General features: G+C 62.7%; 26 protein-coding genes and 1 tRNA gene. 15 read left to right on the top strand and 12 right to left on the bottom strand.

Features of this window, described 5'->3' with window-relative positions; genetic code table 11:
- Positions 1–43 precede the first annotated feature (43 nt).
- Positions 44–499: a hypothetical protein gene (locus ACPVPU_RS09970; protein ID WP_448657790.1), complete on the bottom strand. Its 456-nt coding sequence runs from the start codon at positions 497–499 to the stop codon at positions 44–46.
- A 134-nt stretch (positions 500–633) separates the two neighbouring features.
- On the opposite strand from ACPVPU_RS09970, the gene ACPVPU_RS09965 reads away from it, so the two are divergent.
- The 11 genes from ACPVPU_RS09965 (at position 634) to ACPVPU_RS09915 (ending at position 9540) form a co-directional block, all read left to right on the top strand.
- Positions 634–1347 (top strand): response regulator transcription factor, encoded by a 714-nt coding sequence (locus ACPVPU_RS09965; RefSeq protein WP_448657789.1) that lies wholly within the window; start codon positions 634–636, stop codon positions 1345–1347.
- A complete protein-coding gene (locus ACPVPU_RS09960) occupies positions 1340–2896 on the top strand; it encodes a stimulus-sensing domain-containing protein (protein ID WP_448657788.1) in 1557 nt (518 codons plus the stop codon). Before ACPVPU_RS09965 ends, ACPVPU_RS09960 begins: the two co-directional genes overlap by 8 nt.
- The gene (locus ACPVPU_RS09955) at positions 2893–3327 is read left to right on the top strand and encodes an HPr kinase/phosphorylase (protein ID WP_448657787.1); all 435 of its coding nucleotides are present in this window, start codon (positions 2893–2895) and stop codon (positions 3325–3327) included. Before ACPVPU_RS09960 ends, ACPVPU_RS09955 begins: the two co-directional genes overlap by 4 nt.
- Positions 3324–4262 carry an RNase adapter RapZ gene (gene rapZ, locus ACPVPU_RS09950; RefSeq protein ID WP_448657786.1) on the top strand — a complete coding sequence of 313 codons (939 nt, stop codon included), beginning with the start codon at positions 3324–3326 and terminating at the stop codon, positions 4260–4262. Before ACPVPU_RS09955 ends, rapZ begins: the two co-directional genes overlap by 4 nt.
- Positions 4259–4666, top strand: a complete 408-nt coding sequence (locus tag ACPVPU_RS09945) for a PTS sugar transporter subunit IIA (protein ID WP_448657785.1) — start codon at positions 4259–4261, stop codon at positions 4664–4666. Before rapZ ends, ACPVPU_RS09945 begins: the two co-directional genes overlap by 4 nt.
- Positions 4663–4935, top strand: a complete 273-nt coding sequence (locus ACPVPU_RS09940; RefSeq protein ID WP_448657784.1) for an HPr family phosphocarrier protein — start codon at positions 4663–4665, stop codon at positions 4933–4935. Before ACPVPU_RS09945 ends, ACPVPU_RS09940 begins: the two co-directional genes overlap by 4 nt.
- Before the next feature lie 41 nt (positions 4936–4976).
- Positions 4977–5804 carry a TrmH family RNA methyltransferase gene (locus ACPVPU_RS09935; RefSeq protein WP_448657783.1) on the top strand — a complete coding sequence of 276 codons (828 nt, stop codon included), beginning with the start codon at positions 4977–4979 and terminating at the stop codon, positions 5802–5804.
- Between the two features lie 24 nt (positions 5805–5828).
- Positions 5829–5903: transfer RNA gene (locus ACPVPU_RS09930), tRNA-Glu, on the top strand.
- Positions 5904–6783: 880 nt separating this feature from the next.
- The gene (locus tag ACPVPU_RS09925) at positions 6784–7830 is read left to right on the top strand and encodes an extracellular catalytic domain type 1 short-chain-length polyhydroxyalkanoate depolymerase (protein WP_448657782.1); all 1047 of its coding nucleotides are present in this window, start codon (positions 6784–6786) and stop codon (positions 7828–7830) included.
- Positions 7831–7853: 23 nt separating this feature from the next.
- Positions 7854–9254, top strand: coding sequence for a cation:proton antiporter (locus ACPVPU_RS09920; protein ID WP_448657781.1), 1401 nt, complete (start codon positions 7854–7856; stop codon positions 9252–9254).
- 94 nt (positions 9255–9348) lie between these two features.
- On the top strand, positions 9349–9540 hold the full coding sequence (locus ACPVPU_RS09915; RefSeq protein ID WP_448657780.1) for a hypothetical protein: 192 nt from the start codon (positions 9349–9351) through the stop codon (positions 9538–9540).
- On the opposite strand, the gene ACPVPU_RS09910 is transcribed toward ACPVPU_RS09915, so the two are convergent.
- From ACPVPU_RS09910 to traA, 4 genes are all read right to left on the bottom strand, one after another.
- Entirely contained in the window at positions 9528–10250 is a 723-nt protein-coding gene (locus ACPVPU_RS09910) for a Crp/Fnr family transcriptional regulator (protein ID WP_448657779.1), read from the bottom strand. The two genes, ACPVPU_RS09915 and ACPVPU_RS09910, sit on opposite strands and share 13 nt — an antisense overlap.
- A 44-nt stretch (positions 10251–10294) precedes the next feature.
- A complete protein-coding gene (locus ACPVPU_RS09905) occupies positions 10295–10597 on the bottom strand; it encodes a hypothetical protein (protein WP_448657778.1) in 303 nt (100 codons plus the stop codon).
- Positions 10598–10603: 6 nt separating this feature from the next.
- On the bottom strand, positions 10604–11116 hold the full coding sequence (locus ACPVPU_RS09900; RefSeq protein ID WP_448657777.1) for a hypothetical protein: 513 nt from the start codon (positions 11114–11116) through the stop codon (positions 10604–10606).
- A gap of 553 nt (positions 11117–11669) precedes the next feature.
- On the bottom strand, positions 11670–14567 hold the full coding sequence (gene traA / locus ACPVPU_RS09895) for a Ti-type conjugative transfer relaxase TraA (protein ID WP_448657776.1): 2898 nt from the start codon (positions 14565–14567) through the stop codon (positions 11670–11672).
- Positions 14568–14738: 171 nt separating this feature from the next.
- Between traA and ACPVPU_RS09890 the strand changes: the two genes are divergently transcribed.
- Complete coding sequence (locus tag ACPVPU_RS09890) at positions 14739–15062, top strand: conjugal transfer protein TraD (RefSeq protein ID WP_448657775.1); 324 nt, start codon at positions 14739–14741, stop codon at positions 15060–15062.
- A gap of 16 nt (positions 15063–15078) precedes the next feature.
- The gene (locus tag ACPVPU_RS09885) at positions 15079–15300 is read left to right on the top strand and encodes a conjugal transfer protein TraD (RefSeq protein WP_448657774.1); all 222 of its coding nucleotides are present in this window, start codon (positions 15079–15081) and stop codon (positions 15298–15300) included.
- Positions 15301–15389: 89 nt separating this feature from the next.
- On the opposite strand, the gene ACPVPU_RS09880 is transcribed toward ACPVPU_RS09885, so the two are convergent.
- Positions 15390–15710: a DUF736 domain-containing protein gene (locus ACPVPU_RS09880; protein WP_448657773.1), complete on the bottom strand. Its 321-nt coding sequence runs from the start codon at positions 15708–15710 to the stop codon at positions 15390–15392.
- A 403-nt stretch (positions 15711–16113) separates the two neighbouring features.
- Here ACPVPU_RS09880 and ACPVPU_RS09875 point away from each other — a divergent pair, with 403 nt between their 5' ends.
- Positions 16114–16605: a MucR family transcriptional regulator gene (locus ACPVPU_RS09875; RefSeq protein ID WP_448657772.1), complete on the top strand. Its 492-nt coding sequence runs from the start codon at positions 16114–16116 to the stop codon at positions 16603–16605.
- 21 nt (positions 16606–16626) lie between these two features.
- On the opposite strand, the gene ACPVPU_RS09870 is transcribed toward ACPVPU_RS09875, so the two are convergent.
- Positions 16627–17529 carry a HEPN domain-containing protein gene (locus tag ACPVPU_RS09870; protein ID WP_448657771.1) on the bottom strand — a complete coding sequence of 301 codons (903 nt, stop codon included), beginning with the start codon at positions 17527–17529 and terminating at the stop codon, positions 16627–16629.
- A gap of 315 nt (positions 17530–17844) precedes the next feature.
- On the opposite strand from ACPVPU_RS09870, the gene ACPVPU_RS09865 reads away from it, so the two are divergent.
- Entirely contained in the window at positions 17845–18060 is a 216-nt protein-coding gene (locus ACPVPU_RS09865) for a helix-turn-helix transcriptional regulator (protein WP_448657770.1), read from the top strand.
- A 62-nt stretch (positions 18061–18122) separates the two neighbouring features.
- Here the strand turns inward: ACPVPU_RS09865 and ACPVPU_RS09860 are convergent, their stop codons facing one another.
- The 5 genes from ACPVPU_RS09860 to ACPVPU_RS09840 all read right to left on the bottom strand — a co-directional run bounded on the left by ACPVPU_RS09860 (position 18123) and on the right by ACPVPU_RS09840 (position 25417).
- Complete coding sequence (locus ACPVPU_RS09860) at positions 18123–19877, bottom strand: ParB/RepB/Spo0J family partition protein (protein ID WP_448657769.1); 1755 nt, start codon at positions 19875–19877, stop codon at positions 18123–18125.
- A gap of 727 nt (positions 19878–20604) precedes the next feature.
- The gene (locus tag ACPVPU_RS09855) at positions 20605–23028 is read right to left on the bottom strand and encodes a hypothetical protein (protein WP_448657768.1); all 2424 of its coding nucleotides are present in this window, start codon (positions 23026–23028) and stop codon (positions 20605–20607) included.
- The gene (locus ACPVPU_RS09850; RefSeq protein ID WP_448657767.1) at positions 23025–23621 is read right to left on the bottom strand and encodes a hypothetical protein; all 597 of its coding nucleotides are present in this window, start codon (positions 23619–23621) and stop codon (positions 23025–23027) included. The genes ACPVPU_RS09855 and ACPVPU_RS09850 overlap by 4 nt, the downstream gene beginning before the upstream one ends.
- Positions 23611–24276: a hypothetical protein gene (locus ACPVPU_RS09845; RefSeq protein ID WP_448657766.1), complete on the bottom strand. Its 666-nt coding sequence runs from the start codon at positions 24274–24276 to the stop codon at positions 23611–23613. The genes ACPVPU_RS09850 and ACPVPU_RS09845 overlap by 11 nt, the downstream gene beginning before the upstream one ends.
- 361 nt (positions 24277–24637) lie before the next feature.
- On the bottom strand, positions 24638–25417 hold the full coding sequence (locus ACPVPU_RS09840) for an alpha/beta fold hydrolase (protein WP_448657765.1): 780 nt from the start codon (positions 25415–25417) through the stop codon (positions 24638–24640).
- Positions 25418–25458: the final 41 nt, after the last annotated feature.

Raw genomic sequence — 25458 nt, 5'->3', positions numbered from 1 at the left:
TACGGTGCCGATCCTATCATCGCAGGCCTGCGCTGACGAGGCGTCAGTTCACCACCGGCAGGGGTGCCAGGTCCGGCGCGATGAATTTGCGCCGCGCATCGACGGAAAACAGGCGGCTGGGACTGTAGAAACGCAGCGGCCAGTCCCGCTGCCCCTGGTCCGACAGCAACAGGCGATTGACCCGGTCGACCAGCGCAAGCGCATCGCGCTGTCCGGCAAGAAACGCACGGACACCGACGATGAAGCACTGCGTGATCGTGTCGTGATACCCTTGGCGGTCATTGTTGACCCCGCCGACACTGACGTTGAAATCCCGGATCAACTGGGGAAAATCCCGCTCGGGGATCAGGTCCGCCCGCTCCTCGATCGCCCAAAGCGTAACGGCCAGATGCGCCTCGTGCGTCCATTCCGCCTTTGCCAGCCGCTGCGTCAGGAAATGCCGGCCGAGCGTGCGGACCGCCTGATCGTTCTGGAACGGCCGAGGAAGGTGGGGAAGCATGGACGGGCCGCGCATAGGCCTGGTTCCACCGGGATACCAGTGCAATCCGCTGATACCTCCGCTCTGCCGGTCGGTTGAGGCCGGCTCTGCTTTGGCCTAGGGCGGTGGGCGGATCGGATCGAGGGAGAAGGCAGTTGAGTGCGACCATCGCGCTGGTCGATGACGACCGGAACATCCTGACATCGGTTTCGATCGCCCTTCAGGCCGAGGGGTTTGTCACCCGGGTCTATTCCGACGGGGATGCCGCTCTCCGCGCCCTGATCGACAATCCGCCCGACCTGGCCGTGTTGGATATCAAGATGCCACGCATGGACGGGCTGGAATTGCTGCGGCGGCTGCGCGAGAAAAGCCGGCTGCCGGTGATCTTCCTGACGTCCAAGGACGACGAGCTGGATGAGGCGTTGGGACTGGCGCTGGGGGCCGACGATTATATCGCCAAGCCGTTCAGCCAACGCCTGCTGATCGCCCGCATCCGTGCCATTCTTCGCCGGTCGGAACTGGTGCGGACCGATGCGGATGCCGCTCCGCTGGATGGGGAGACAGCGCCCCTGTTGGCCCGTGGCCGCTTGACCATGGACCCCGCCCGCCATGCCGTATTGTGGGACGGCAAATCGGTAACGCTGACCGTGACCGAGTTCCTGATCCTGGAAACGCTGGCGCAGCGACCGGGCATCGTCAAAACCCGCAATCAGTTGATGGATGCGGCGTATCAGGACGATATCTACGTCGACGATCGCACCATCGACAGCCACATCAAGCGGGTCCGGCGCAAGTTCCGGGAAGTCGATCCCGAATTCGATTCCATCAAGACCCTGTACGGCGCTGGATACCGCTTTGCCGATGAATGACGACCGCGATCTCTCGCTCCGCTGGTCGGGGCGGATTTCGCTCACGCCGCGGATCCTGGCAGTCAACATCTTTGCGCTCGCGCTGCTGGCCGGCGGGTTCTTCTACCTCGACACCTATCGGGCGCGGATCATCGACGGCCGGATGGACCGAGCCCAGCGCGAGGTGCGGCTGATCGCGCGGTCGGTCGATCAGGCCGGCAATGATTCCGCCGCGCGCGATCAGGCGCTCACCACGCTGGCCCGGATCAGTGGTTCCCGACTGCGGCTCTATGACGCCGATGGCCGGCTGACGGCGGACAGCCGGGCACTGGGCGTGCGCAATTTCCTGCTGCGCGATCCCGACAAGGACCCCTGGCAACAGGATGCGGCACGCTTTCTCGACGCGATGATCGATACCGTCGTCGGCACCGCCCGTGCCCCGCTCTACCGCGAACGCCCGGCCAATGCCGGCACCTCGTGGCCCGACGTCGCACGCGCCGTCCGCTCCGGCGACGCCAGCGCATCGGCGTGGCGCGCGCCGGACCGGACGGTCGTCATCACGGCGTCGGCGCCGCTGGCGGGGGGCGGTGCGGTGTTGAGCGCGGTCAACGCCATCGACATCACCCGCACCGTCCGCGTCGAGCGGTTCCGGCTGTCCATCGTCCTCGCCATCGTTGCCATCGTCTCGATCCTGTTGTCGCTGTTCCTGGCGCGAACGATCGTCCGGCCGATGCGGCGATTGGCGGTGGCGGCGGTGCGGGTTCGCCTGGGCCGTGCGCGCGGCGTCGTCGTGCCCCGCCTGCCCAGCCGCCGCGATGAAATCGGGATGCTCGCCCGGGCGCTGTCCGACATGAGCCAGGCACTGACCGCGCGCATCGACGCGACAGAGGCATTCGCCGCCGACGTCACCCACGAACTGAAAAACCCGCTGGCATCGCTGCGATCGGCCGTCGAAAGCCTGGGCGCAGTGCGCGATCCCGCGCTTCAGGACCGATTGATCACGATCATCCGCGAAGACGTGCTGCGGCTCGATCGGTTGCTGACCGACATTTCGGACGCCTCGCGCCTGGACGCACAGCTGAGCCGTGTTCAGTTCGAGCCGATCGTGGTGGACCAGTTGATCGCTCATCTGGTCGATGCGCATCGTGCCCGCGGCCTGCCGCGCGATATCCTGCTCGACCTCGATGTCCGGGCCGGCCAGTCGATCACGGTCATGGGGGATGGCACGCGGCTGGAACGGGTCTTCGAAAACCTGATCGACAACGCCATTTCCTTTTCGCCCGACCGGTCGACGGTATCGATAACGGTCGATGTCACCGATGGTCATGCGATGATCGCTGTCGAGGATCAGGGGCCGGGCGTGCCCGAAACCGAACGAGAGGCGGTGTTCCGCCGGTTCCATTCGGTCCGCCCGGGCGGCGAAGCGTTCGGAACCCATTCCGGACTGGGGCTTGCCATTGCGCGGACGATTGTCGAAGGACATCAGGGCATGATCGGGGCCGAATCAAGAGCAGATGGTCTGGGCGGCGCCCGTTTCTGGGTCCGGCTGCCGCTGAACCGGGCGTCATGAACCAGCTGTCGTCGGAAAGCGTCCATGCGTCGTGCGTGGCCATCGGAGACGCCTCCGTCCTGATCGAAGGGCCTTCGGGCGCAGGCAAATCCGATCTCGCGCTGCGGCTGATCGATCGCGGTGCCACTTTGGTCAGCGACGATCAGGTACTGGTCCGGCGAAGCGGCGAACAATTGCTGGCGACAGCGCCCGACCGGATTGCGGGCCGGATCGAGGTACGCGGCCTCGGCATCGTCGAACTTCCCTTCGTCTCCGGCGTGCCGCTGGCGCTGGTGATCCGGCTGCATGACCGGTCGCCGCGAATGCCGGACGCCGGGCAGCACCGCTTTCTGCTGGGCCGCACCCTGCCGGTGCTGCTGATCGATCCGCGCGAGGCGTCTGCGCCGATCAAGGTCGAACTGGCGCTGCGTCAATTGACGGGGACCCGATGAGCGAGCCCGTGTCCAAGCGCATCCTGTTGGTGACGGGGCTGTCCGGTGCCGGCAAGTCGACCGTGCTGCGGACGCTGGAGGATTTGGGCTGGGAAGTGGTGGACAATCTGCCGCTGCTGCTGCTCGACCGGTTGCTCGCCACCGCCCTGCCCGACGGGAATGACGAACGGCCGCTGGCATTGGGCATCGGATCGATGACGCGCGGTTTCGATGCCGAGGCGATCGTCCGGCGGATCAAGTTGCTGCGCGAGGCGCATGGCCACGACATCGGCACGCTGTTCCTCGATTGCGGCGGGGCGGAGCTGGAGCGCCGCTATTCCGAAACCCGGCGGCGGCATCCGCTGGCCACCGATCGTCCGGCGGTGGACGGGATCGCGCGCGAACGCGAACTGCTTGCCCCCTTGCGCCGCTGGGCCAATCGCCTGATCGACACCACCGACATGTCGTCCAACGACCTGGCCGGAGAGATCCGCCGCACCTTTGCCGCGCCCGGCACGGGAAAGGTGGTGGTCACGCTCTTGTCCTTCGGCTTCGCCCGTGGCCTGCCCCGCAATGCCGACCTGGTGTTCGACATGCGTTTTCTGCGCAATCCGCATTGGGTTCCGGCGCTGCGTCCCGGCACCGGCCGCGATGCCGATGTCAGTGCCTATGTCGCCGCCGATCCCGGCTATGCCGACGCCATGGCGCAGATCGAGGCGCTGCTCCTGACCCTGATCCCCCGCTATCAGGCGGAGGGAAAGGCCTATGTCACCATTGCAATCGGCTGCACCGGGGGTCGGCACCGGTCCGTTCATGTGGCCGAACATTTGGCGCAACGGTTGCACCAGGCCGGTTTTTCCCCCAGTCTGACGCATCGCGACCTGGGCGCGGCGCCCCAGGACTCGCTCGAAGGATCGCCAACGGCCCTGTCAACGGACGGAAACCCTGCATCATGATTGGTTTGGTATTGGTAACGCATGGGCGGCTGGCGGAGGAGTTTGTCCGCGCGATGGAACATGTAGTCGGCACTCAGGAACGGATCCTGCCGATTTCCATCGGGCCGGACGACGATATGGAGGAACGCCGCGCCGACATCGCCCGCGCCATCGAAACGGTCGATGGGGGCAAGGGCGTCATCGTCCTGACCGATCTGTTCGGCGGCACGCCGTCCAACCTGGCGATCTCGCTGATGGAACAGGGTCGGATCGAGGTGATTGCCGGGATTAACCTGCCCATGCTGATCCGGCTGGGCGGTGCCCGCAAATCGATGAAGGTCGCCGATGCGGTGGCCGCCGCGCGCGAAGCCGGCCGCAAATACATCTCGGTCGCATCCGAGGTGCTCGGCGAAGCCGCAGCATGAGCCGGATCAGCCGGATCGTCACGATCACCAATCGCCGCGGCCTTCATGCCCGCGCCAGCGCCAAGTTCGTGACCCTCGCCTCTGCCCAGCCGGCGACCATTACCGTCGAGCGGGAGGGGTCGACCGTTACCGGCACGTCGATCATGGGCCTGATGATGCTGGGCGCGGCCAAGGGCGATACCATCACGATCAGTGCGGAGGGACCGGATGCTGAGGCAGCGGTCGCTGCGATGACCGATCTGGTCGAGGCCAAGTTCGGCGAGGATTAGGATGCTCGACCCGCTCGCCGCGTCGCATTAAGGCGTGGCGGATGACACGACAGATCACCGCCTTTTCCAATCCCCTGATCAAGGATGTCCGCGCCCTGCGCGACAAGCGCCACCGGCGTGAACAACGCCGGTTCCTGGCCGAGGGATTGCGTATCCTGACCGAGGCGCTGGATGCCGGCCACGTGCCCGACCTGTTGTTCTTTGCCCAGCCGTCCCGTTCGCACCCGCTGGTCGCCCGGCTGGTCGAGGCGGTCGAGGCGGCGCATGGCGAGGCGATCGAGACGAGCGACGACATCCTGTCCAAATTATCGGGCAAGGACAATCCTGGCGCGGTCATCGGCGTCTATGCCGAACTGCCGACCGCGCTGGACCGCATCGACCGCCACGCAGCGCCCCTGTGGCTGGTTGCGGAACGGCTGCGCGACCCGGGCAATCTCGGCACGATCCTGCGGACCGCCGACGCCGTCGGGGCCGGTGGCCTGATCCTGATCGGCGACAGCACCGACCCGTTTTCAGTGGAGGCCGTTCGCGCCAGTATGGGGGCGATGTTCACGGTGACGCTGGCCCGGACCGAATGGTCCCCGTTCATCGACTGGCTGCGCGCAGGGGAAGGGCAGCTGGTCGGACTGCATCTGGAGGGCGCGGTCGATTACCAACTGCCCGACTACCGCGCCCCGACCTTCCTGCTGACCGGAAACGAGGCGCAGGGCATGTTGCCCGAAATGGCCGATGCCTGCGACCTGCTGGTCAAGATCCCGATGCTGGGACGGGCCGACAGCCTGAATGCCGCCGTCGCGACCGCCGTCATGGCGTACGAGGTGCTCAATCAGCGGCGCGCCCGCCTTGACGCCACCCCTGGCCGGGCCTAATCCGCGCCCCTCGCAACCGCGCACGGCCCCTTCGTCTAGCGGTCAGGACGTCGCCCTCTCACGGCGAAAACACGGGTTCGATTCCCGTAGGGGTCACCATCGTCAAGCGAAAAATGGCGGAACTGCGCCATTTCGGACGATCTGGTGGAAGTCGCTCCCACTTTTCGTCCCACACTTTTTTGCGGCTCTAATGGCATCCCTTGGAATGCCCTCGGAACTCATTGCGACTTTTCGCGGGAATGGGTTTCAGAATCTGGCCGCCTTTGGGCCGATAACGGAAGGGCGGCTTTTGGCCGAGCATTGAAACAAGCGGTCGATAGGCTAACCAGCAGAACAAGCACCGGACCTGGGTTTGCGGCCGCCAAGTTCAAGCGTGCCTCGCCAGACGTCGAATTCAACCGATCCGAGCGGACACATCGGTGTTGAATGAGACGGGCGTGTCGCCGGAGCCGGTGACAAGGCTCGATTCGGCTGTGCCACCCCCAACACAATTGGCTGACATTCCAGTTCACGCACGACTGCTGAGTTGCCTCTATCAACTAGCACCCACGCTACCATATAGGATGTATCGCAGCACCTGCCACGAGCGCCGCTGCGAAGGCGATACCGGGAATTGCCGACATGGCAACCGCTTCCGGCTCTGGTGACCGGTGCAGATGGGAAGTGAACACCCGCCAAACAATTGAAAAATCGGATGAAGACGGCGCGCCCGCTTGCTGGTGACTAACATAACCGGAGTTGATGGCGGGCAAGTTTCACACCCCGGCCGATGTCTCTGCATCTCCAGCCGTGGAACAAAATTCGAACGATCGTGTTGATTGTGCGCCGCAGCAATCGCAGCTGATCGAGTTTGGTGACATGGCTGTGGTCGTGCCCGGGAGAACCTCACATGTCACGTCTCAATGATACCATCCGCCGTCTGTCTGCAGTGCGGCAAAGCTTTGGCCATCATCCCATGGGCGCTGCTGGGGAAGACCGGTTGTCGGATCTTGGCCCATTCGGCTCAAACCCGGGCGCTTTGCGGGGCCGCGTCTATGTTCCCCAATCCATCGGACAAGCTTCGGCGCTGGTTGTCGTTCTCCACGGGTGCACGCAAAGCGCCGCCGGGTATGACCATGGTGCGGGCTGGTCACGACTGGCCGATGAGCATGGGTTTGCCCTGCTCTATCCCGAGCAACAGCCTGCGAACAACGCCAATCGCTGCTTCAACTGGTTTCAGACGGGCGATACGCGGCGCGGCGCTGGTGAGGCTCTGTCCATCCGCCAGATGGTGGCTGCGATGGTGGACCAGCATCCGATCGATCCGGCCCGTATCTTCGCAACGGGGCTTTCGGCAGGTGGCGCAATGGCATCGGTGATGCTGGCCACCTATCCTGAAGTGTTCGCCGGGGGAGCGATCATTGCGGGTCTTCCTTATGGAACGGCGACGTCAATTCCGCAGGCATTTGACCGGATGCGTGCGCATGGCGGTCCCCCGGCAACGGCCCTTGGGCAACTCGTCAGGAACGCCTCCCAGCACACCGGTCCCTGGCCGACGATATCCATATGGCATGGCGACAGCGACGCGACCGTGGATCATGCCAATTCGGCGATGATCGTCGAACAATGGCGCGGAATTCACGGGGTCGAGCGCGAGCCCGTGAGCGAAGTCGTCAATGGTCACATTCGCCGAGCATGGCTTGACGCACATGGACGCGAGGTGATCGAGGAATATCGGATCGACGGTTTGGGTCATGGAACGCCGCTGAGCACGGCGGGAATGGACGCATATGGTGCGGCTGGACCATTCATGCTTGAGGCCGGGATTTCCTCGACCCATCGCATCGCTGCATTCTGGGGCCTTCTGACATCGCCGGCCATGGAAGAGCCGGGCCCAATGCCGACTGGCCTGGTGACTGCAGGTCGGCACCTTAGCTCGCGCCCATCTACCGCACCAAACGAAGCGCCGCGTGCATCCAGGCCTGTGTCGAACGGTGTCGGTCAGGTAATCGAAGATGCCTTGCGTAAGGCCGGTCTGATGCGCTGATCGCATCAACGAGAGGAATGTTTTTGGCGATTTCGCATGATGTCTATCTGCTCGTGCTGGCCGGAGCAGGCGCGCTGATCTTGCTTACGGCCTGGTTGCCGTTGCTGCTGCGCAAGGCACCGTTATCGCTGCCCATCCTGTGCGTTGGTGCGGGCGCCGTATTGTTCGCGCTGCCCCCGCTCCGGCCCTTTGCGGTCCACCCGCTGCAATATCCGATCCTTGTCGAACGGATCAGCGAACTTGTCGTCATCATCTCGCTAATGGGTGCGGGACTCAAGATCGACCGGATCATCGGGCTACGCAGGTGGGCCCTGACCTGGCGACTGCTGGGGATCGCGATGCCGGTCACCATGGCGATCGTTGCCGTAATGGCATGGGGGTTGATGGGATTGGGCCTTGCGGGTGCGCTGCTTATCGCTGCGGTGCTGGCCCCGACTGATCCGGTGCTTGCCAGCGATGTCCAGGTGAACGGGCCTGGTGACGGGAACGAGGACGAAGCCCGTTTCGCCCTGACATCGGAGGCCGGCCTGAATGACGGCCTTGCCTTCCCCTTTGTCCATCTTGCCATTGCCCTTAGCGCAGCCTCGTTCGGGACCAGCGACCTGACCCAATGGGTTGCCCGCGACCTGCTCTGGAAAATCGTCCTGGGGGCGGGTGCCGGCTATGCGATCGGCCGCGGTCTGGGCTATCTCACCTTCCATCTGCCGATGCGCGCAAGCCTGTCGGGCACGGGCGACGGGTTCGTCGCGGTCGCGGTAACCTTCCTTGCTTATGGTGTGGTGGAGACGCTCGGCGGATATGGTTTTTTGGCTGTGTTCGTCTCGGCGCTCGCCATTCGCAATGCGAGCCGGGATCACGATTATCATCATCGGCTACACGATTTTGCGGAGGCGGCTGAGCGGTTGCTCATGATGGCGCTGCTGATCCTGTTCGGCGGTGTCGCTACCTTCGGCGGCCTGCTTGACCCGTTGGATTGGACGATGCTGTTGTTCATCGCGGGCGTCCTGCTCGTGGCTCGGCCCGCAGCGGGCCTCCTGAGCATGGCGGGGTCGAATCTGCCGTGGCGCGAACAGATTGTGATCGCGTTTTTCGGCATCCGCGGCATGGGCTCGATCTACTATCTCGGTTTTGCACTCAATCATGCGGCGTTCGCGGACCCTGAACGCTTGTGGGGCATTATCGGCGGCGTTGTGCTGGCCTCGATCCTCCTTCATGGAATTACGGTCACGCCTGCGCTCAGCCTTCTTGATCGCTGGAAACGGCGGCATGACGGGCGGAGCGGCGATACGTCGCTGCGTCACTGTGGTCCCCCGATCCCCGATGACAGACCGGATGCGATGCACAGCGAGGCACGCGAAACCGACGGAGCGCATGTCGTGGCTTTGCGAGGAACCAAAACCGGTAGTTTCATTGCGTCAAGTTAACAATGGGCCGCGGCGGTTCGATAGACTGGTTGGGCCGTCAGCGAAGACAGGGCCGCTCCCGGCAGATCAATTATGCAAACTTCGCCCCCGGGGAATGAAGATGAGCAGGATTTGTGATCGTGACTATTATGCCAGCCGCGCCGCAAACGCGCGCGAAATGGAAAAGCGCGCAATCAGTCCATCCGTCGCTGCCATTCATGCCGAGCTTGCCCGTCGATACGACTTTATGGCTTCACTCTCTCGGGAAAAGGCAGAAGTTATCATGACGGTCAGTCAGACTGTTTGACGCATTCGGCGATGTAGATAATTTTCATCGAACCCCGCAATCTGAACCAGTTTCCGCGGATCAAGGATCGTGACGCTACCGCGCTGAAGAGCCATGGCTCCTTGGAGTCGCAGGTCTTTCAACACCCGGTTGATATGGACTGCCGTCATGCCAAGTGCGTCCGCGAGCACGAGTTGCGAGAGCGGTAGCGCAAATTCGTCGCCGCTGGTGAGACCGATGTTCAGCGCGCGCAGATAGAGTTCGCACATCAGATGCGCCACCCGCTCGATCGAGCTGCGTCGGCCCATGCTGACGATCCACGCCCGCATGATGCCTTCATCGACAAGCTGGGCCGAATACATGGCCGACGCAATGTTCGGGTGCGCGTCCATCAATGCCTGCATCTCGGCCCTGGTGACGGTTGCCACTGCCGCGCTTGTCAGCACCTGAATGTTGTGATCCATTTCGGCGAGCAGCTTGACGTTCAAATCGCAGGCATCGCCAGGCATCAGGAATGCCATGATCTGGCGCGTCCCGCTTGGAAGAACCTTGTATCTGCAGGCCCAGCCGTCGAGGACCACGAACATCGGCCCGGGCTCATCCCCTTCACGGATCAAATCATGTCGCGCGACGTATTGGCGTGGTCTCGATGTCACGCGTTCGAGGGCCCGGATGTCGCGATCCGTAAGCTTGGCCAACCCGCTCAATTTCTGCACGAACCGATTGTCCATGATGCGGTTTACCGCATTCCCCGTCCCCCGGATATTGTAGGAAGTTATTGTCGGTTGTTATTGTATGTTGTGGTAGAGGGGCGCTGCATGCTGTATCGCCAGCCCATCGTTGGCATCGTTTCACAGGCGTCGGCGGCTGGGAGTTCAATACTCTCGCCTCGACTAAGGCGACACCAATGCCCCAACACATCGATGGCAAGCCAATGCCCGCAACAAGCGATCCGCATGGCCAGGCTGCGCTGCTTCTGGTTGAAAGCCTCATCCACGGTCTGTGCGAGAAAGGTGTGATCAGCACCGAGGAAGCGATCGCGATTACCGATCGCGCCGTGCAGGTTCAGCTGGATCACGCTGACTCAGCCCATGGAACGGCGGGTCATGCGCGCAGAGCGCACGCGCTGTTGCAAGCGATAGCGGCTTCGCTCGAGATCGATCGGACGGATAACGGCCCGAGCCGGCTGTTGCCCTGACCGGATGCCACGATTGGATGTCGGGTGGTTGGGTATGCGGGGCCGAGCAAATCTGGCGACGAGGCGATGGGTTTCGAACGCGTCGCATCGCTCCAAAGGCCGCCACCCGAGATGCTGCAACGCCATCGTTCGTCCTGTGGCATCGTTCATCGACCTCACGGTCATTGACGGACGCGCGCTACGGGCCAGAATGTTGTCCGCAGCGACAATGTCCCCTTGCATATTGTGGGATGAACCCCATTTCCAAACCATCGCGTCTCCGGTTTCGGCGCTGCGCGACTGAGAGACGTTGTGCTCCCGCTGATGTCGGGATGATGCAATGTCATATTCTTTTGATCGCCACGTTTCTTTCACGCCATTGCCGACCAGCAGGTCGAGATCGACGCCGGGCTTTGCCATTGCAATGGCATGCATAGCGCTCGGTGCCTGTTCCATGAATGATCAGCGCACCGACACCGGTCAGAGACTGTCGGCACGGGGCGCGGCCATCGGATCCTATGGCACCGCTTGGTCCGAGGGACAGGATAGCGTGAAGCAGGGCGAGCGATCGGTTCAGCAAAGTAGCCGCAGGTTGGCCGACGGTGAACGAGACCTTGTGCGGGCTCGCGCTGCTGTTGCAAAGGCGGAGCGACAGATCAGCGTTGCTTCGTCGCAAAGGGCAGATGCTAGCCTGAAGATCGAGAACGGCAGATTGCAAATGGTCAATGCTGAGGCGGACTATGCTGCAACCAGAGCCGGGCCGGCGGCGATTACTCCTGGGCCTGAATAGGGGCAGGACTGACCTCAGCGTCGCCTGAGTGGACGCCGCATGTCGCCCGTGAAAAGGTGTGACACTTAACAGGACGTTGGCAATTTAGTTCGTTTGGTTGGGCTGTCCGGCTCGTCCGCTTTCGAGCGAAACGGAATGGGTATCCGACGGCTGAAATCCGGCGCCAAGCGGACCTACGTTTGTTTATCGACCGATGCCCCTGCCCCGCCCAAAGTCGATCCCGTGATTAAACGCGAGTTCGGCGCCCAGCCTTCGCCCGGTATTGATCGTAATACCCAGCTGAGCCTTACGCGCCGCGAGAATGGATTCCAGTTGCGGATCGCATTCGAGGCTCTTTGCCATCCCGGCCATTTGGCTTTGCGCTGCTTTGCGGCCAGAGATGTCGCCGGTCACATAGGCGCGCTCGGCCTGGGCGTTGAGCTTGTTCCAGCGCTCGACGAACCGGTCGGCGCGCAGCGTGGGGTCGTTACGCATCCTGGCTTCAAGCCGCAGCACCTGGTTCGTCCGTGTAAAGTCACCACCTGCTGCGTCCCGAGCAAGCGTGCGATCCTTTTTGTAGGCCGTTTCCAGATCAAGCGATGCATTCTCGCGCAGGGCGTTAAGGTCGTGGCGTGCCGCGCGGAGTTCTTTCACTTGGTCTGGAGTGGCAGCGAGACCTTGGTCGAACCGCTCGAAGATGCCGACCACGACGCGGGCGTGGCGCTGGACAATGGCCCTGCGGGCTTGCCGCGCTTCGTCCTCGGGTGGTCTGACCGGCTCCGCCGCTCGTTCGACCGGGAGGCGCAACCCATCGAACATGTTCCGCATCTTCTCGGGCACCTTGCGCGCCAGTTCGGCGATGCGCTGTCGGAACGTAATACCCCGGGCTTCGGCAAAGCGCTGCTCCGGCTCGCGGGCATAGTCGCTCGCCATATCCTTGGCACGGTCCCGCGACAGCGTGCGGATAAGCCTGCCCCGATCGGCAAAGTCGTCCTGCCCATAGTGCAGGTCGACCCGGTCGCGGTGTCTGGATAGCGCGACATAGGCCGAATGGCTGTCCATCCCCGGCGTCGCGAGCACATGGGTACGATCGACCGTCATGCCCTGCGCCTTGTGGATGGTCGCGGCATAGCCATGGTCGATGTGGTTGTAATCCTTGAGGTCGAACGCGACCGAGCGGCCGTCATCGAGCAGCACCGCCATCCGCATCGCGTTGACGCTCTGCACGGTGGCGAGCGTCCCGTTCTTCACCCCCAAACCGCGCTCGTTCCTGAGGAACATGACGCGGTCGCCGGGCGCAAAGTCCCGCGCTCCGCGCTCAGTGGCGATCGTGGCATCCTGCCCAAGCGCACCAGCGATCCGCAGCCGCTCACGTGCGACAGCGTTCAGCGCCTGAACCTCATCGCGGGTGTGGGTGAGGATGATGCGCGAAGCATCGGGATTGGCGATCCGGTCGCGGTCCCAGCGGTCGATCAGTGCATCGCGTGCCGCGTCCCGGGACGCGGCAGCGTGCACCGCGTCATGCGCGTGATAGGCCTGGATCGCCTCGCCGGTCCGCCCGGTCGCAAGCTGCCGCGTCGCATCACGCTGCCAGTCAGCACGCTGGCGGCGAACCTCGGTGATCTCGACACTGCCATGCCGCTCAGCGATCGAGCGGAACGCTGCCCCCGCTTCGATTGCCTGAAGCTGCTCGGGATCACCGACCAGGACCAGCTTCGCGCCGCGCTTTTCTGCTTCGGAGATGAGGCGTTCCATCTGGCGCGAGCCGATCATCCCGGCCTCATCAATCACCAGCACATGATTGGATGTCAGCAGGTCCCTCCCCTGCGCCCAGTGATGCTCGATCGATGCGATCGTGCGCGAGGTAATGCCCGATCCGCCTTCGAGGTTCTCAGCCGCGATGCCCGACAAGGCAAGCCCCTGCACCTCGTAGCCGGCCCGCTCCCAGGCATCGCACGCAACGCTCAACATGGCTGATTTGCCGGTGCCGGCATAGCCAGTCACGATGGCGATATCGCGAGATCCGGTTATATGGTCGAACGCGGCCTTCTGCTCCCCCCCGAGGACAAGGCCGTTACTCCCGGCAGCATCGATGGCTCTGTCTCGCATCGCTGCCGGGAGACCATGGCCTGAGCGATCCGCAAGCCGCAGCGCGGCACGCTCAAGCCGCTGCTCGACATCGATCATGTCGCGCGACGTGAACCGGTCGTCACCGCGTCCGTCCTTACCGAGGGCGATGAGGTTGGGCGAGCCACGAACTGCGCCCATTGCCAGGTCGAACTGCTCTTTGTCATCGCTATGCCGGTGGATGAACCGGGCGAGGTCGCGGGTCGTAAAGGTCGCCTGGCCGTGTGTGATCGCGTCGAGCGCGATCTGCGGGTTGGCGATGATCTTCTCGCCATTGGTCCGCGCGATCTCGCGGTGCTCGGCGGCACGTTCGGAGTCTAACCCCTGCCCCGCCATGCGCGTAGCCGCCGGGCCGATCTTGTGCTGTGGCTCAAGGTCGATCCCCTGGGCTTCCAACGAGCGGTGGTCGATCCGTGCGTCGATATCGAGCTCGGCAAGGCGCTGGTTGACGTGCTCGCCCCAGCGCTCACGCCATTTCTCCAGCAGGTCGGTGCGGTTCCAGTCGCGGTTCTTCCTGCCGAACCCGTCGTCGCCAACCTCGCGCATGGTGAGCATCACATGGGCGTGCGGCTTTGCGAGGCCATCGACGCCGATATCCCAATGGACATTGAGATCGGCGATCATGCCACGCTGGACGAACTCGTCGCGGACGAAATCTAGGGCCAGTTCGATGCCCTGCGCCTTGGTCATCTCGCGCGGAATCGCGAACTCGATCTCGCGCGCAAGCTGCGCGTCCTTGCGCAGCTCGGCGGCCTCGACGGCGTTCCACAACTCCTCTCGATCTGACAGGTACTCCTGAGCGCCGTCCGGCAGCATCACCTCGGAATGAACGACGCCCGCCTTGTTCGAGAAATCATGGTGCCGGTCGAGCCGCTGATCGTGCAACCGTGAGGCGGAGCGATAGGCTGCAGCCGCTAGCGCAGATGATCCAGCAGCGCGTGAAATCACTTTGGCCGAGAAATGGTAGATCGCCATGACGGCAATCCATCTACACCTGAACGAGCACGTCGGCACGACGTATAAGCGCGCCCTCAAAAGAATTCATCTTTCTTGGAAACGCGAAGTCCCATGGGATTTCAGTGTGTTGCCGCTGATCGACTGACGCGATAACTGGTCTGCCCTCCCCCTGCAACCGAGGACATCATCATGCGAAAACCCCGCGACTTCGACGCTGAACTGAAGGCACTGGACGACAAGGCAAGACTGCTCAAGACCCGCAAGCTCCAGCAGCTCGGCGAGCTGGTCATTGCAACGGGCGCAGACACACTGCCCATAGAGCGACTGACGGGTGCGCTGCTGCTAGCGGTCGCCGAACGCAGCGAGCCCGCAAAGGAGGCGCAGCGCGTTCGCGGCGCGGCGTTCTTTCACGGCACGGCCGGTACTGGCGGGCGAACTGGAAATGCTGGGCGCAGCACTAAAGCAGACGATCGCGGCACGCCATCGGTGCCAGGCGAAGCTGGCGCGCAATGACCGGCGGGCCTGGGTCGTGAAGCGGCGCGAGCGTACCCGCCAGCTGATCGAGCTGGGCGGACTGGTCGCCAAGGCTGGGCTCATCGATCTAACCGAAGATGATCGCGCGGTGATCTACGGCGCGCTCATCGAAGTTGCCGCTAGGCTTCAGGGTGAGGAGCGTGATCGCCAGATGCTGCTGTGGCGGCGGCGCGGCGTTCGCGGGTTCCAAGCATCAGCCGATGATGTGGCCTCATAGAACCGGGCTGATCGGCTTGCTGAAACGGCCCTCGCGTGCACTGTCCGAACAAGAAGGGGGCCCGGCGGCAGCGCCGCCGGGCCCTGAGGTCAGTCGGCGGGGTTCCAGATGATCGCGAACCGGTGGTCCCCGCCATCGGCGGCGCGGCCGAGATTGGCGTAGAGCCGGCGCGGCCCGAACTCTGGGGCGGCAAGGCTAAGCGACACATAGCTGTTGCCCGAGCTTTCTGAGCGGCGGTTCCAGCCGGCACCGATCTCGACATCGCCGGAATGGACCCGGTAGTCGGGCTGGACGTCGTTCGACTTGCTAGCGTTCGGTGTGATGGTGAGCTCGGCGCGGATGCTGAGGGTCTTCAGCTGGCCCTTGAACGAACCGTTTGCGTCCTTGGTGACATATCCGATGGCAGGCATTGTCTTGCTCCTGATGATCGAGGGGACCTGTTCCCGTCGACGCCGACCGACCGGACCGGCCATCAGGGAACCGGCGCATCGCGCATGCGACCGCAGCGTCAGCGAAGGACCTGGCGGACGCGCGATTTTGCTTCGCGAGGAGCCGACACGGTCGGCGGGGAAAATCGTGCAGGCCAGAAGGTTGCGGCAGTTCCCGGCCGGTCCAGAGACAAGGCGTTACTGACGGCAACAGGTCGCCTGATTTAGCGGAGTTCAGAACCCCACGGCGCATCGGGTGTCACCATGCGAGACGTTCTTGCTGAGCCTGCTAATCTTGGCGGCTTGCGCTGGATCGAAATACCTCCGAAACGGATCAATCTAGACGTTGGCGGTGCAAGCACCCAAAGCATCCGAGAGGAACATCATGACTGAAGAGACGCAGCTGAACACGGTCGAGCTGGCAACTGAACTCACCATTGCGTGGCTGGGTAATCAGAACAACCGGATCGCAGCCGATGAAGTGCCGGCGTTTCTGCGCACGATGCACGCGACACTGACCAGTCTTGCAGGTGACACTGGTTCGTCCCCCGAACCCGGCTCGTCCGAAGCTGCTGAATACACGCCGGCCGTGTCGGTCCGCAAATCCTTGGCGTCGAGGGACGTGATCATCTCCATGATCGACGGCAAGCCCTACAAGACCTTGCGGCGACATCTCTCAACGCACGGGCTCACCCCGGAGCAGTATCGCGAGCGCTATAATCTGCGTGCCGACTATCCGATGGTCGCGGAAAGCTATTCCGAGCAACGCCGGGCGATGGCGAAGCAGATTGGGCTCGGGTCGCGTGGGCGTGGAGGCAAGACCGCCGACGCTGCCACCGTTGCTACCGCCAAGCGGCGCACGACCAAGCAGGGCTGATCATTGGCGAGCGCCGCGTGATTAGTCGTGTGGCGCGAGCCGCCGGTCACAGGCCTCGCGCACGAGTTGCTGCAGCAGTTCGACGCGCTCGGCGATCCAGTCGAGTTCGGCCGCGCTGATCTTGTAGTGCGGCGAGTAGCGCGCGTTGACATAAGCCTGGCGCAGTAGCTCGAAGCAGCGCTGCGCGAACTTGGTGTCGCGCGGCCATACTCCAATTAGCTCCGGTACCAACGGTTCTGCTTGGCTGCGCAGAAAGTTGAGCTTGTGCGACTTGGGGCTGTACAGGGTCAGGGTCAGCAACAGGCAGTGGTAGAGCTGCTCTGCGGTCTGATGCAGGTCGAATGCCGCTTGATTTGAGTAACCGCGTTCGATGGCGGTTCGCGCCAAATCAAATCGCATTTCTGCATTCGGAAACCACTGGTCAAAATGCCGCTGCGCCTCGGCGCGCTGCGCTTCTTCAGTCAGCGGCTGTGGCGCCGCGAGCGGGTGGCCCTCGGCTTCGTAGAGAACGACGCCCTGCTCGACCGCATCGATGAAAAACGGCTTCCCGCAGCGCAGGAAGTTGTTCACGTCCTCGAGGCTGTGGACGATGAACGTCACCGGCGCGCTGATCTTCTGCGAGATGGTCACCTCGCGGGTGAGATGGTCATCGGCCTTCGCCCAATAGTCTACCGGATCGGTCAGCCGCTGGTCGCTGACCAGTACGAGGATGTCATAGTCCGAGAAGTAGCGGCCGACTGGGTCCTCGACCCAGTCGCCACGTGCATAGCTTCCATAGAGAATGATCTTAAGGATGCGCCCCTGCTTCTTCCACTTCTGGGTGGCAAGCCGGGTGGCGTCCTCGAACTCCTCGAACAGGATCGCGACGATCCGTTCGAGGTCGCGGCGCTTGGCAGCGGGGAGATGATCGAGATCGCTACGCATTGCATTCAACCCTAACCACTTGGAACCGCACTGCCCAGCCTCTCCCCGCCATGCCGGGGAATGGAAACCAAAGCGACACAGCCGCCAGCCCGCGACTCAGGTCCGTCAATCACGCTGGTCGGCGTAACCCGTCGCAATGACGGGACGTGCTGGGACGCCGGACCGTCGCGGGGCGGACTGACCGCTTCATCCTTTGTACCGTCCTTCGCCGAACCGGGCCCTATGGACCCCAATAGGGCTCTTTTGCACGGCCACGATCCGGGTCAGCCTGTCCGATAGCGCATCACCAAATGGCGTGATGTCGAAGGAGTGATCATGCAAACCGACCAGCCCGACCGTATTCTGAGGCTCGATGCGGTGCTCGACCGCACCGGGCTCAGCCGCTCGACCCTCTACCGCAAGATGGATGCAGGCACCTTCCCCCCGAACATCAAGATCAGCACGCGCTGCGCCGGATGGCGGGAGTCAGCCATCAAGGACTGGCTGCAAAATCCGGTGTTCTACAGTGTCGAGGATCAGCATCGCTCGTAATCGCTGTGCACCGGGGTTCGGCGAGCAACGCCCGGCGGCATAAACGCCGCCGGGCACTCGGATCACACATGCGGCTGGACAGGTTCGACAGGTTGCTCGCCAGACGACTGCAGACCAACCAGCGTGGCGACTGCACTGGTGCGATCCACCGCCCCCACCCCGCCGCGCGCGGTGTAGCCGGACGCGGGGAACCGCAGCCAGCGCGGCACCCAGCCCTCGACCTTCGCTCGCCCGTTCTCGCCACTCAGGCAGTCCCGGATGATGGTCTTGAGCACCTTGCCGGTGGCCTTAGCATTGGCTTCGGCCACCGACTTGCCAGCGACCTCCTCGACCATGGCAAGCAGCACCTCGCGGTCGCGGATCAGGTCGAACAAGGCATCATCCGCCTGCCAGACCGATGCCATGTCTACGCCTAGATGCCGCCCAAGCAGGTCCACTATCTCGCTGCGGGCATGGAGCGTCTCGCCCATAACGATAGCGAGGATGGCGAGCACCTGCTCGTCGGCAAGCGGCAGCAACCGGGCGCATAGGTCAGCCAGTCCCAGCCCTTCCCCGCAGGTGAGGGTCGGGGTGTCGCCATCAAACCCGAGCACAGCCAGCATGGCACGGCGCCTGGCATCGAACGCAGCTTCCGATTGGGACAGTTCGACGCTCTCGACGATGGTTGTCACTGCCCGCTGCTGCTCGATACGGACCGACCAGAGAGGCGAACCGGCGATCATATGCGCGACCGCAACCCGGAGCGCGATCCCCGGGGCATTGGCCAGTCTGGCGCGAACCGCTGCATGGCGATGAAGATCGACATAGTCGTTGCAGGCTGCGCTGATCTCCGGCCGGGCGGGCTTGTCGGCAGGCGCTTCTGGGGCGGTGCCCTTGGTCAGCTGCCGCGCTTCCTTGTGGCTGAGATAGCCCTCGTGGATGGTCACGTCGCCGCGATAACCGATGGCGATATAGACCTTGCCGTCCTGCCGTTTGGACCGCTTCTCATGGTCCCAGCTCTGGAAGTGCTGTCCGGGCTGGAGGATCACCACCTCGCGCCATCCCGCAGCCCGATAGGCCTCGGCTTGTTCGGTAATGGCGGCATGCTGGGCAGCCCAGAACGCGTCGGCATCGGCAAAATAGCTATCGTCGCCGAACAGGTCGGCGACGATCTCGCCGTCGAACCCAACAAGGTCGAACAGCGCAACCTTGGTTGAGATGGACGCGCCGCCGAACAGCCATGCCTTGAGCGCATGGCCGGTGGGTGCGCGGGCCTCGGGATCGTCAAGTATGGCCAGCCATTCGCGCTGTCGCGTCTTGGAGGCGAGGGTAAGGTGCCGGACGGTCACGGCATCGATGGCTTCGCTGCGATAGAGGTTGCGGATGCGGGGCAGCAGGTTGCCGAGCGCGAGGGTGCGCTTCACCTGCAACTCGGTCAGCCCGAACACGGCGGCGATCTGGTCCGGCCTGCGGCCTTCCCGAACCAGCCGGGTGAAGGTCTCCCAGCGGGTGACCTCGTCGGGATCAAGCCGGGCGATGTTCTCGATGAGCGAAGCTTCGAGCGCTGCGGCATCGTCTCCGGCATCGATGACCGCACAGGGCAGCGCATCCACGTCCCCGCCCTCCCCGGCGACTGCCAGCGCCGCATGATAGCGCCGCTTGCCAGCGACAATCTCATAGGTGTCCGGCGATCCGTTCTGCCGCACGATCAGCGGGACCAGTACCCCGCGCGCCCGGACGGACGGCAGGATGTTGGCAAGGTCGGATGCCTTCCGACCCGCCCGCATGTTCACAGGCGAAATGCTCAGCTTGGCGATGTCGATATGCTTGAGTTCCATGGTCCTTACTCCTTCTCGAACACCGCACCGGCCCCGGAAAAGGGGGGTGGGCGGCAAGGAGCGAACCGGCAGTCCCGCTCGAGCGGGGGGCTGCACCCGTAGGGCCGCAACGCAGTGGAGGACCTGGGCAAAGCCCAGGTTGCAGCCCGCCGCCGCGGGACTAGAGGGCAGCGACGCCCACCCCCCTTGGCCGCGGCCGGCAGGCCAACGCCAGCGCGCCAGCGCTGTCCGCATCGCCGGCACTTCGCCGGCCCTTTGCGTTAATGATCGTCACCGCGGCAGGGGACGAGACCCGCCAGGGGCTCGGTGGAGCGCAAGCGGAATAGAGCATGGTCGCGCCTCAGGCGCGAAACGTCACGATGATCAGGAATTCGTTGTCAGCATTGCGCCCCAATTGCGGCCGTTAAGTCGGTCCGCGGACTGTCCCGAAAGCTGTCGTCCTTTCACCGATTTCGGCTGTTGGCCGACTGACACACCAGTTCGCAGGCCGGCGACCGAGGGACGTTGGTCAGATCAGGAGCCCAATTGATAGCGCCTAGATGGCCCTATCGGCTGTTGAGATCGCCACCGCTCCACTACAACGTTATGGGAACAGAAATTTATTCGACGACGCTCCGCTTCATAAGATTCTTAGCACCGGGCGTAATTCTGGCCATTCTGGCCTATGCCATCCTAAGGGTGATGGAGGAACCTTTTCCGAGCGTGGGGGGCGCACGAGGTGTCCCGCTCAGTTGAGCGGAAGGCCGAGCTGCTGAGGGCCGGGCGTTAGTCGTAGCTCGAGGCGATCCGCCTTGAGTGCTATGTCGAGTCGTATCCCTAACTGCTCGAAATATATGGAGCGGGACTGACCCATTTCCATGAAGCCGAAAAAAGAGAAGGGTATTTCCGCGACGTCTTCTGCAGAGCGGTCCGTCAAAACTTCGCCAATCCCACGTTCCCAGTCAGCCAGCGCGTTACCATCCGGGCCACCGATTCCGGTCTGAAGCAGGATAAGGCCCCCTTCGAAACCGCCGGCCTTGCGTTTCTTCTCGTCCGCTGCCCGCTTCACGGCATCGAGCGAAACACCTTCCGCTTTGGCAATGGCGCGAAAGACTTCGAACAAGTCAGCGAGTTCCTCGAGCTTCTGGGATCCGTCCGAGGCCTCTCGCACTTCAAGCGCTTCCTCGAGCAGTTTACTGATCAGGAAACCCTTGCGAAGATTGCCGGACATTTGGCGGGCGACTTGGAGTTCGTGTCGCTGAGCAATTCGTTCGGGAATTTTGTCACGTACCAGCTTGCCGAGGTTCGTCGACCTCCGGACGCGAGAATGATCCTTTTCGGTTGGGGTGACGATCGTGCAGCCAATTTTGCGCAGCTGATAGAATGCATGAGCGAGCGTCGAACCAGATAAAATGATAGGAACGCGCGCATTATGTGCGGCGGTTCCGACCGCTTCAATGAAGCCGTTGTCGCGCATCAGGTTGAGATCTGTTGGACGTAAGGCAAGCGCCTGCTTCGTTCGCGGCCCCTCCCAGGCAACGAAATGCCCAAGCGTTTCACGATCGCTGACGGTGAAGACCTTGTAGCTGCTCCGGTCGGGGTTCCGGCCGGGATCGTGATCTGACTCATGCGCCTCAGTCCAATACCAAGGGATGTTGAAGGTGTTGCCGTCTGCATCGACGCACCCGACGAACCACATAATATGGCAAGCGCGCCCAAGACGCTTGGCGATCAATGAAGATCGTAACGCGATGTCCTTTGCCTCGCTCGAAATTATGCAGTTGCTCCGGGCGAGCTCATTCTTGACTCGCACATATTCCCAGCCGCCGTCGGGTTGCGAGATGAGCATGTCGGATTTGTAATCGGGATACTCGGTGGCGTGGCCAGTCGGCACATGCACTTCCCAGATATCATAGGGGCAATATTGAAGGGCATCTGGTAGGCCCCAGAGGGAATTGATCTCGACGATCGGGTTTTCCGGTTCGGCGCGCGCCCAAGCGCTGCTGCGCGACGCAACGAAGCGATGAGCGACGAATGCGAATTGAGCATCGGGGTTTTTACGTCGAAGATCTCGCGCGTGCTTCAGAACCCAGTCGGCGGCTGCAGCGGAATCGAGGCATTCCGATCGAGGCAGGTTGGTAATCTTTTCGGCACCGGCGGCAACGCTCGTGCGCACGACGATACCTGTCACGCCGATCAGGGTCCGAAAATCCTCTTCGAGCTTCTTCTGCGTCGAATTTGTAAGCCTAGCGGGCAGGGTGGTCAGCGGCGCGTAAAATAGCGTCGGCTTATGAAGCGCATCGGGCTCCCACAACTGTTCAAGGACCTCCAGCTTGTCCCACTCGCGAAGCGCGTCTCCCTCTGCCAAGCGGAAATAGGCCCCGCTATTCGCTGCTGGTCGTACCGCTGGCGCCACGCGCACCTGAAAAGGATTTACGCCCCAGAGATCTTCATCCTCCTCGTCGAGCTGTACGAGATAATAGGCGCTATTGTCGGTGATCCACTCGCAGTTTAGCCGTTGCGATCGTCCTCGAAGAAGCTCGTTGTTGAGCCAGGCGCCCACGCTCCCGAATAGTCTCTCCCGTGCCAGGCCAGACCGGACGGCAAGGGGCGCTTCAGGTTCAGCGGCTTGATCGCGCTGGCTGTTCAACCGCTGGCGCAAGGTAAGGCCATCGGCCTCCCTTATTGCGATCTCCCAATGGTCTCGGGTCTTAGAGATACGTTGTAGGTTGCCAAACTCACCCTGTGCTGTCGGCCGAATACGGCGGTGGATCATTATCCCGGATTCTCGGCCTTCGGTCGACGCAAGGACCCTGCCGATGGCCTCAATCAATTCTTGGCCGAAGGCGACTGGGTCATCGTTAACTTCCAGCGCGTGGCTTTGAAACGTGCCCCTTTCCCATATGCTCTCGCCAACGACGCTCGAACGCACCAAAAGCTGCTTTCTTGGCCCCGCAATCTCGGCGAGCTTGGCAACCAGAAGATCAGAAAGCCAAGCGCTTGATGCTCCAACCGTGGTGGCCAGCGGTGCGGAGATCAATGCAAATGGGGGCGTCCAAGACCTCGGGATCGCGAGCGAACTCGCCCCCTTCACGCCGAAGCGGGAAGCGAACTGTTGAACGTCCGACCAGTCAATGCGCTCATATGCATCGGACAGGATGATATCGTTCACTTTTTCTCCAGCGTGCCGAACACGGCGTTGGCGATATTGGAGAGCAACCCGCTCACGCCGTCCGAGAAATAGCCGACAAGGAATGCAAGCGCCGCGGTGGGAGCAATCCCCGCCGTGGGCACAGCTGCCGTCTCCGCTGCAAACATGCCGGACGCGAACAACGTCATGACCACGCAGGCATAAACGCCACCGACGATCGGCGTCATCAGCCGCCAATATCGTCTATCCAGGTGCCATTTGCCCTTGGCCACCGAATGGATCAGCCATTTGATAGAGAAGGTAACCCCGCCAACCGACCCTGTGAAAAAAATGGCCAGCAATCGAAAGCTGATAGACAGTTCGGGGCCACCTACCGAGATCGAAACATTCTGATCGGCAAGGCCCAGACAGAATCCGGCACCGAGAATCGAAACAATCAACATGGCGAGTAGCGCGCGTGTCTCGACGTTCATCTCACGCCGCGCGGGAGCGGGATATCTGGACTCCCACTCCCAAGGCTTTCGGCCGTCGGTATAGTCCTGAATCCCACCCAAGGTAGGCTTCATCGGCGCTGCCGGTTCCGTCGGTACGGGTATCTCGGCATCAGCAGCCACGTCGTTTGGCGTCCTCGAGACGACTGAACATCTCGATGGTACCCTGGATGTTCTTGCTATGCGGATGGCTGCGATAGTCCCAGCTCTCACCATCCTCAATCAACGAGGCAGCAACGCGGCGGAAAAACTGGGAGCCCGCGGTCTCGACCTCGGTCGCGATCATCGCCGAATCTCCCGAACCGGCAATAAAGTAGGAGCTTGTACCAACCCGTGTGTACGCGTCGTGGGCTTCCGAATTATGCCACTCAAGGTCAGTCATTGCATGTGCCGTTGCTGCGAAGGCGTCGAAATCGAACTGCGGGCGTATGATCATGTGCATGTGCGCATAATCGAGGCCGCATCCGACGACGGTGCCAGCAGTCGCCGGCCCGTGCTCGAACCAGATTATCTCGTTCATCGCGAGACCCAGGTGCGCTGCGACGTCCACCACTGCAGAGAGCGGCACGAGTCCGGATCTCGCAGTCCATTCGCGGAAGCTGGTTGCGGCACGGCGTGGGATGACCAGAAGCCAGCCCGGGACGATCGCGCCCAGGGTCGGCGCGACTATCCAGTCCTTGGTTTCTAGCAAAGGCCGGTCATAGGCCGTGTCGCCACGACCACTCAGCAGCGCTGCAAACCGGTGTTTGCCGCTGGCCATCTCAATACCCGACGTCATCACCACCTCAAAACGCTTCTATCATGCCTATGGCTGTCGCGGAAGCGATCCACATTGGCTAACTACGCCGATGGTTTCAACATCTTGATAGCGTTCCAAGCGACAACGCGGCGTCTAAGGGCGGCAGACGACGAGCTTAGCCGTCAGCAATCAAGTGAAGCATCAGGCGATGCCTGCCTGTCCGCCTTCGCCAGATGCGCGCCTGAAACCCGACCAACGGTTAACGGCCCAATAACCGCCTCAACCCTCACCCCTACCGCTCGCTCCAAGCCCGCCAGTTCTCCTCGCTCCCCGCTGCCGCCCACATCGCTTGCACTTGTGCGGTTCGGCTACCAACCAGCCCCGCCGCTGCCACCCAGATTCACTGACCCGTGGCGTTGAGAATTACCGTAACTGTCGCGTTTGGCTGATCCCACATGGGGAAATGTCCACTCTGCTCGAACCAATGCAACTTTGCCTTTGGGAATGCCACCGTCGCTCGGCTCGCCTGCCTTGGAAGACACAGACGATCCTTGCGGCCCCAGCCGATGACGACCGGCGCATCAGTGTTTGCGGGGCCTTCTTGCATCGGACCCGAAGCGAGATCCTTCACCAGCGAATCGAAGGTAGAGGTCTCGGCAAACGAACGCAGTTCGTTCAGTACCAGAGAGGGGGGCAGCACCCACGGCCTTGCAGAGAGCTGGAGCATGAGGGCGGTTCGGCTGGCGACATTCCTGGTGATGGTGGGAAGCGCCGGTTGCATCGCCCGCACCAAGGCAATCGAGGCCGTTATGGTGGTCCTGAAGAACATGCGTTCCCACCCTTGCCAGAAACCGCCCGGATCAAGGGCGACCACCGCGCCGGCACGACCCCGCCGCGCCATCTCGAGCACGAGGCGAGCGCCCATCGAGCTGCCGACCATATCGATCCCTTCGAGATGCTCGTTGACCAGCCACTCCTCCAAGCCGCGCGTCAACCCGACAAACGTGCCGCTGTCGGCCTCTGAAGGAGTTTGCCCATGGCCGGGCAGGTCGATGGCAATAACATCCCGCGCTTCGGCAAGAGCAGTAGAGACCGTATCCCAACTGCGGTGGCTTCCCCCCAGACCGTGAATGAGCAGGAGGGGTTTGCCGCGGCCTAAGCGCGTGTGGTGAATGTTCATCGAAGTACAACGCCTCGCAGCGCCTTATGGCTACTCCGTTT

This window comes from Sphingomonas paludis, from assembly GCF_053502515.1.
This window is presented reverse-complemented; position numbering and strand designations above follow the sequence as displayed.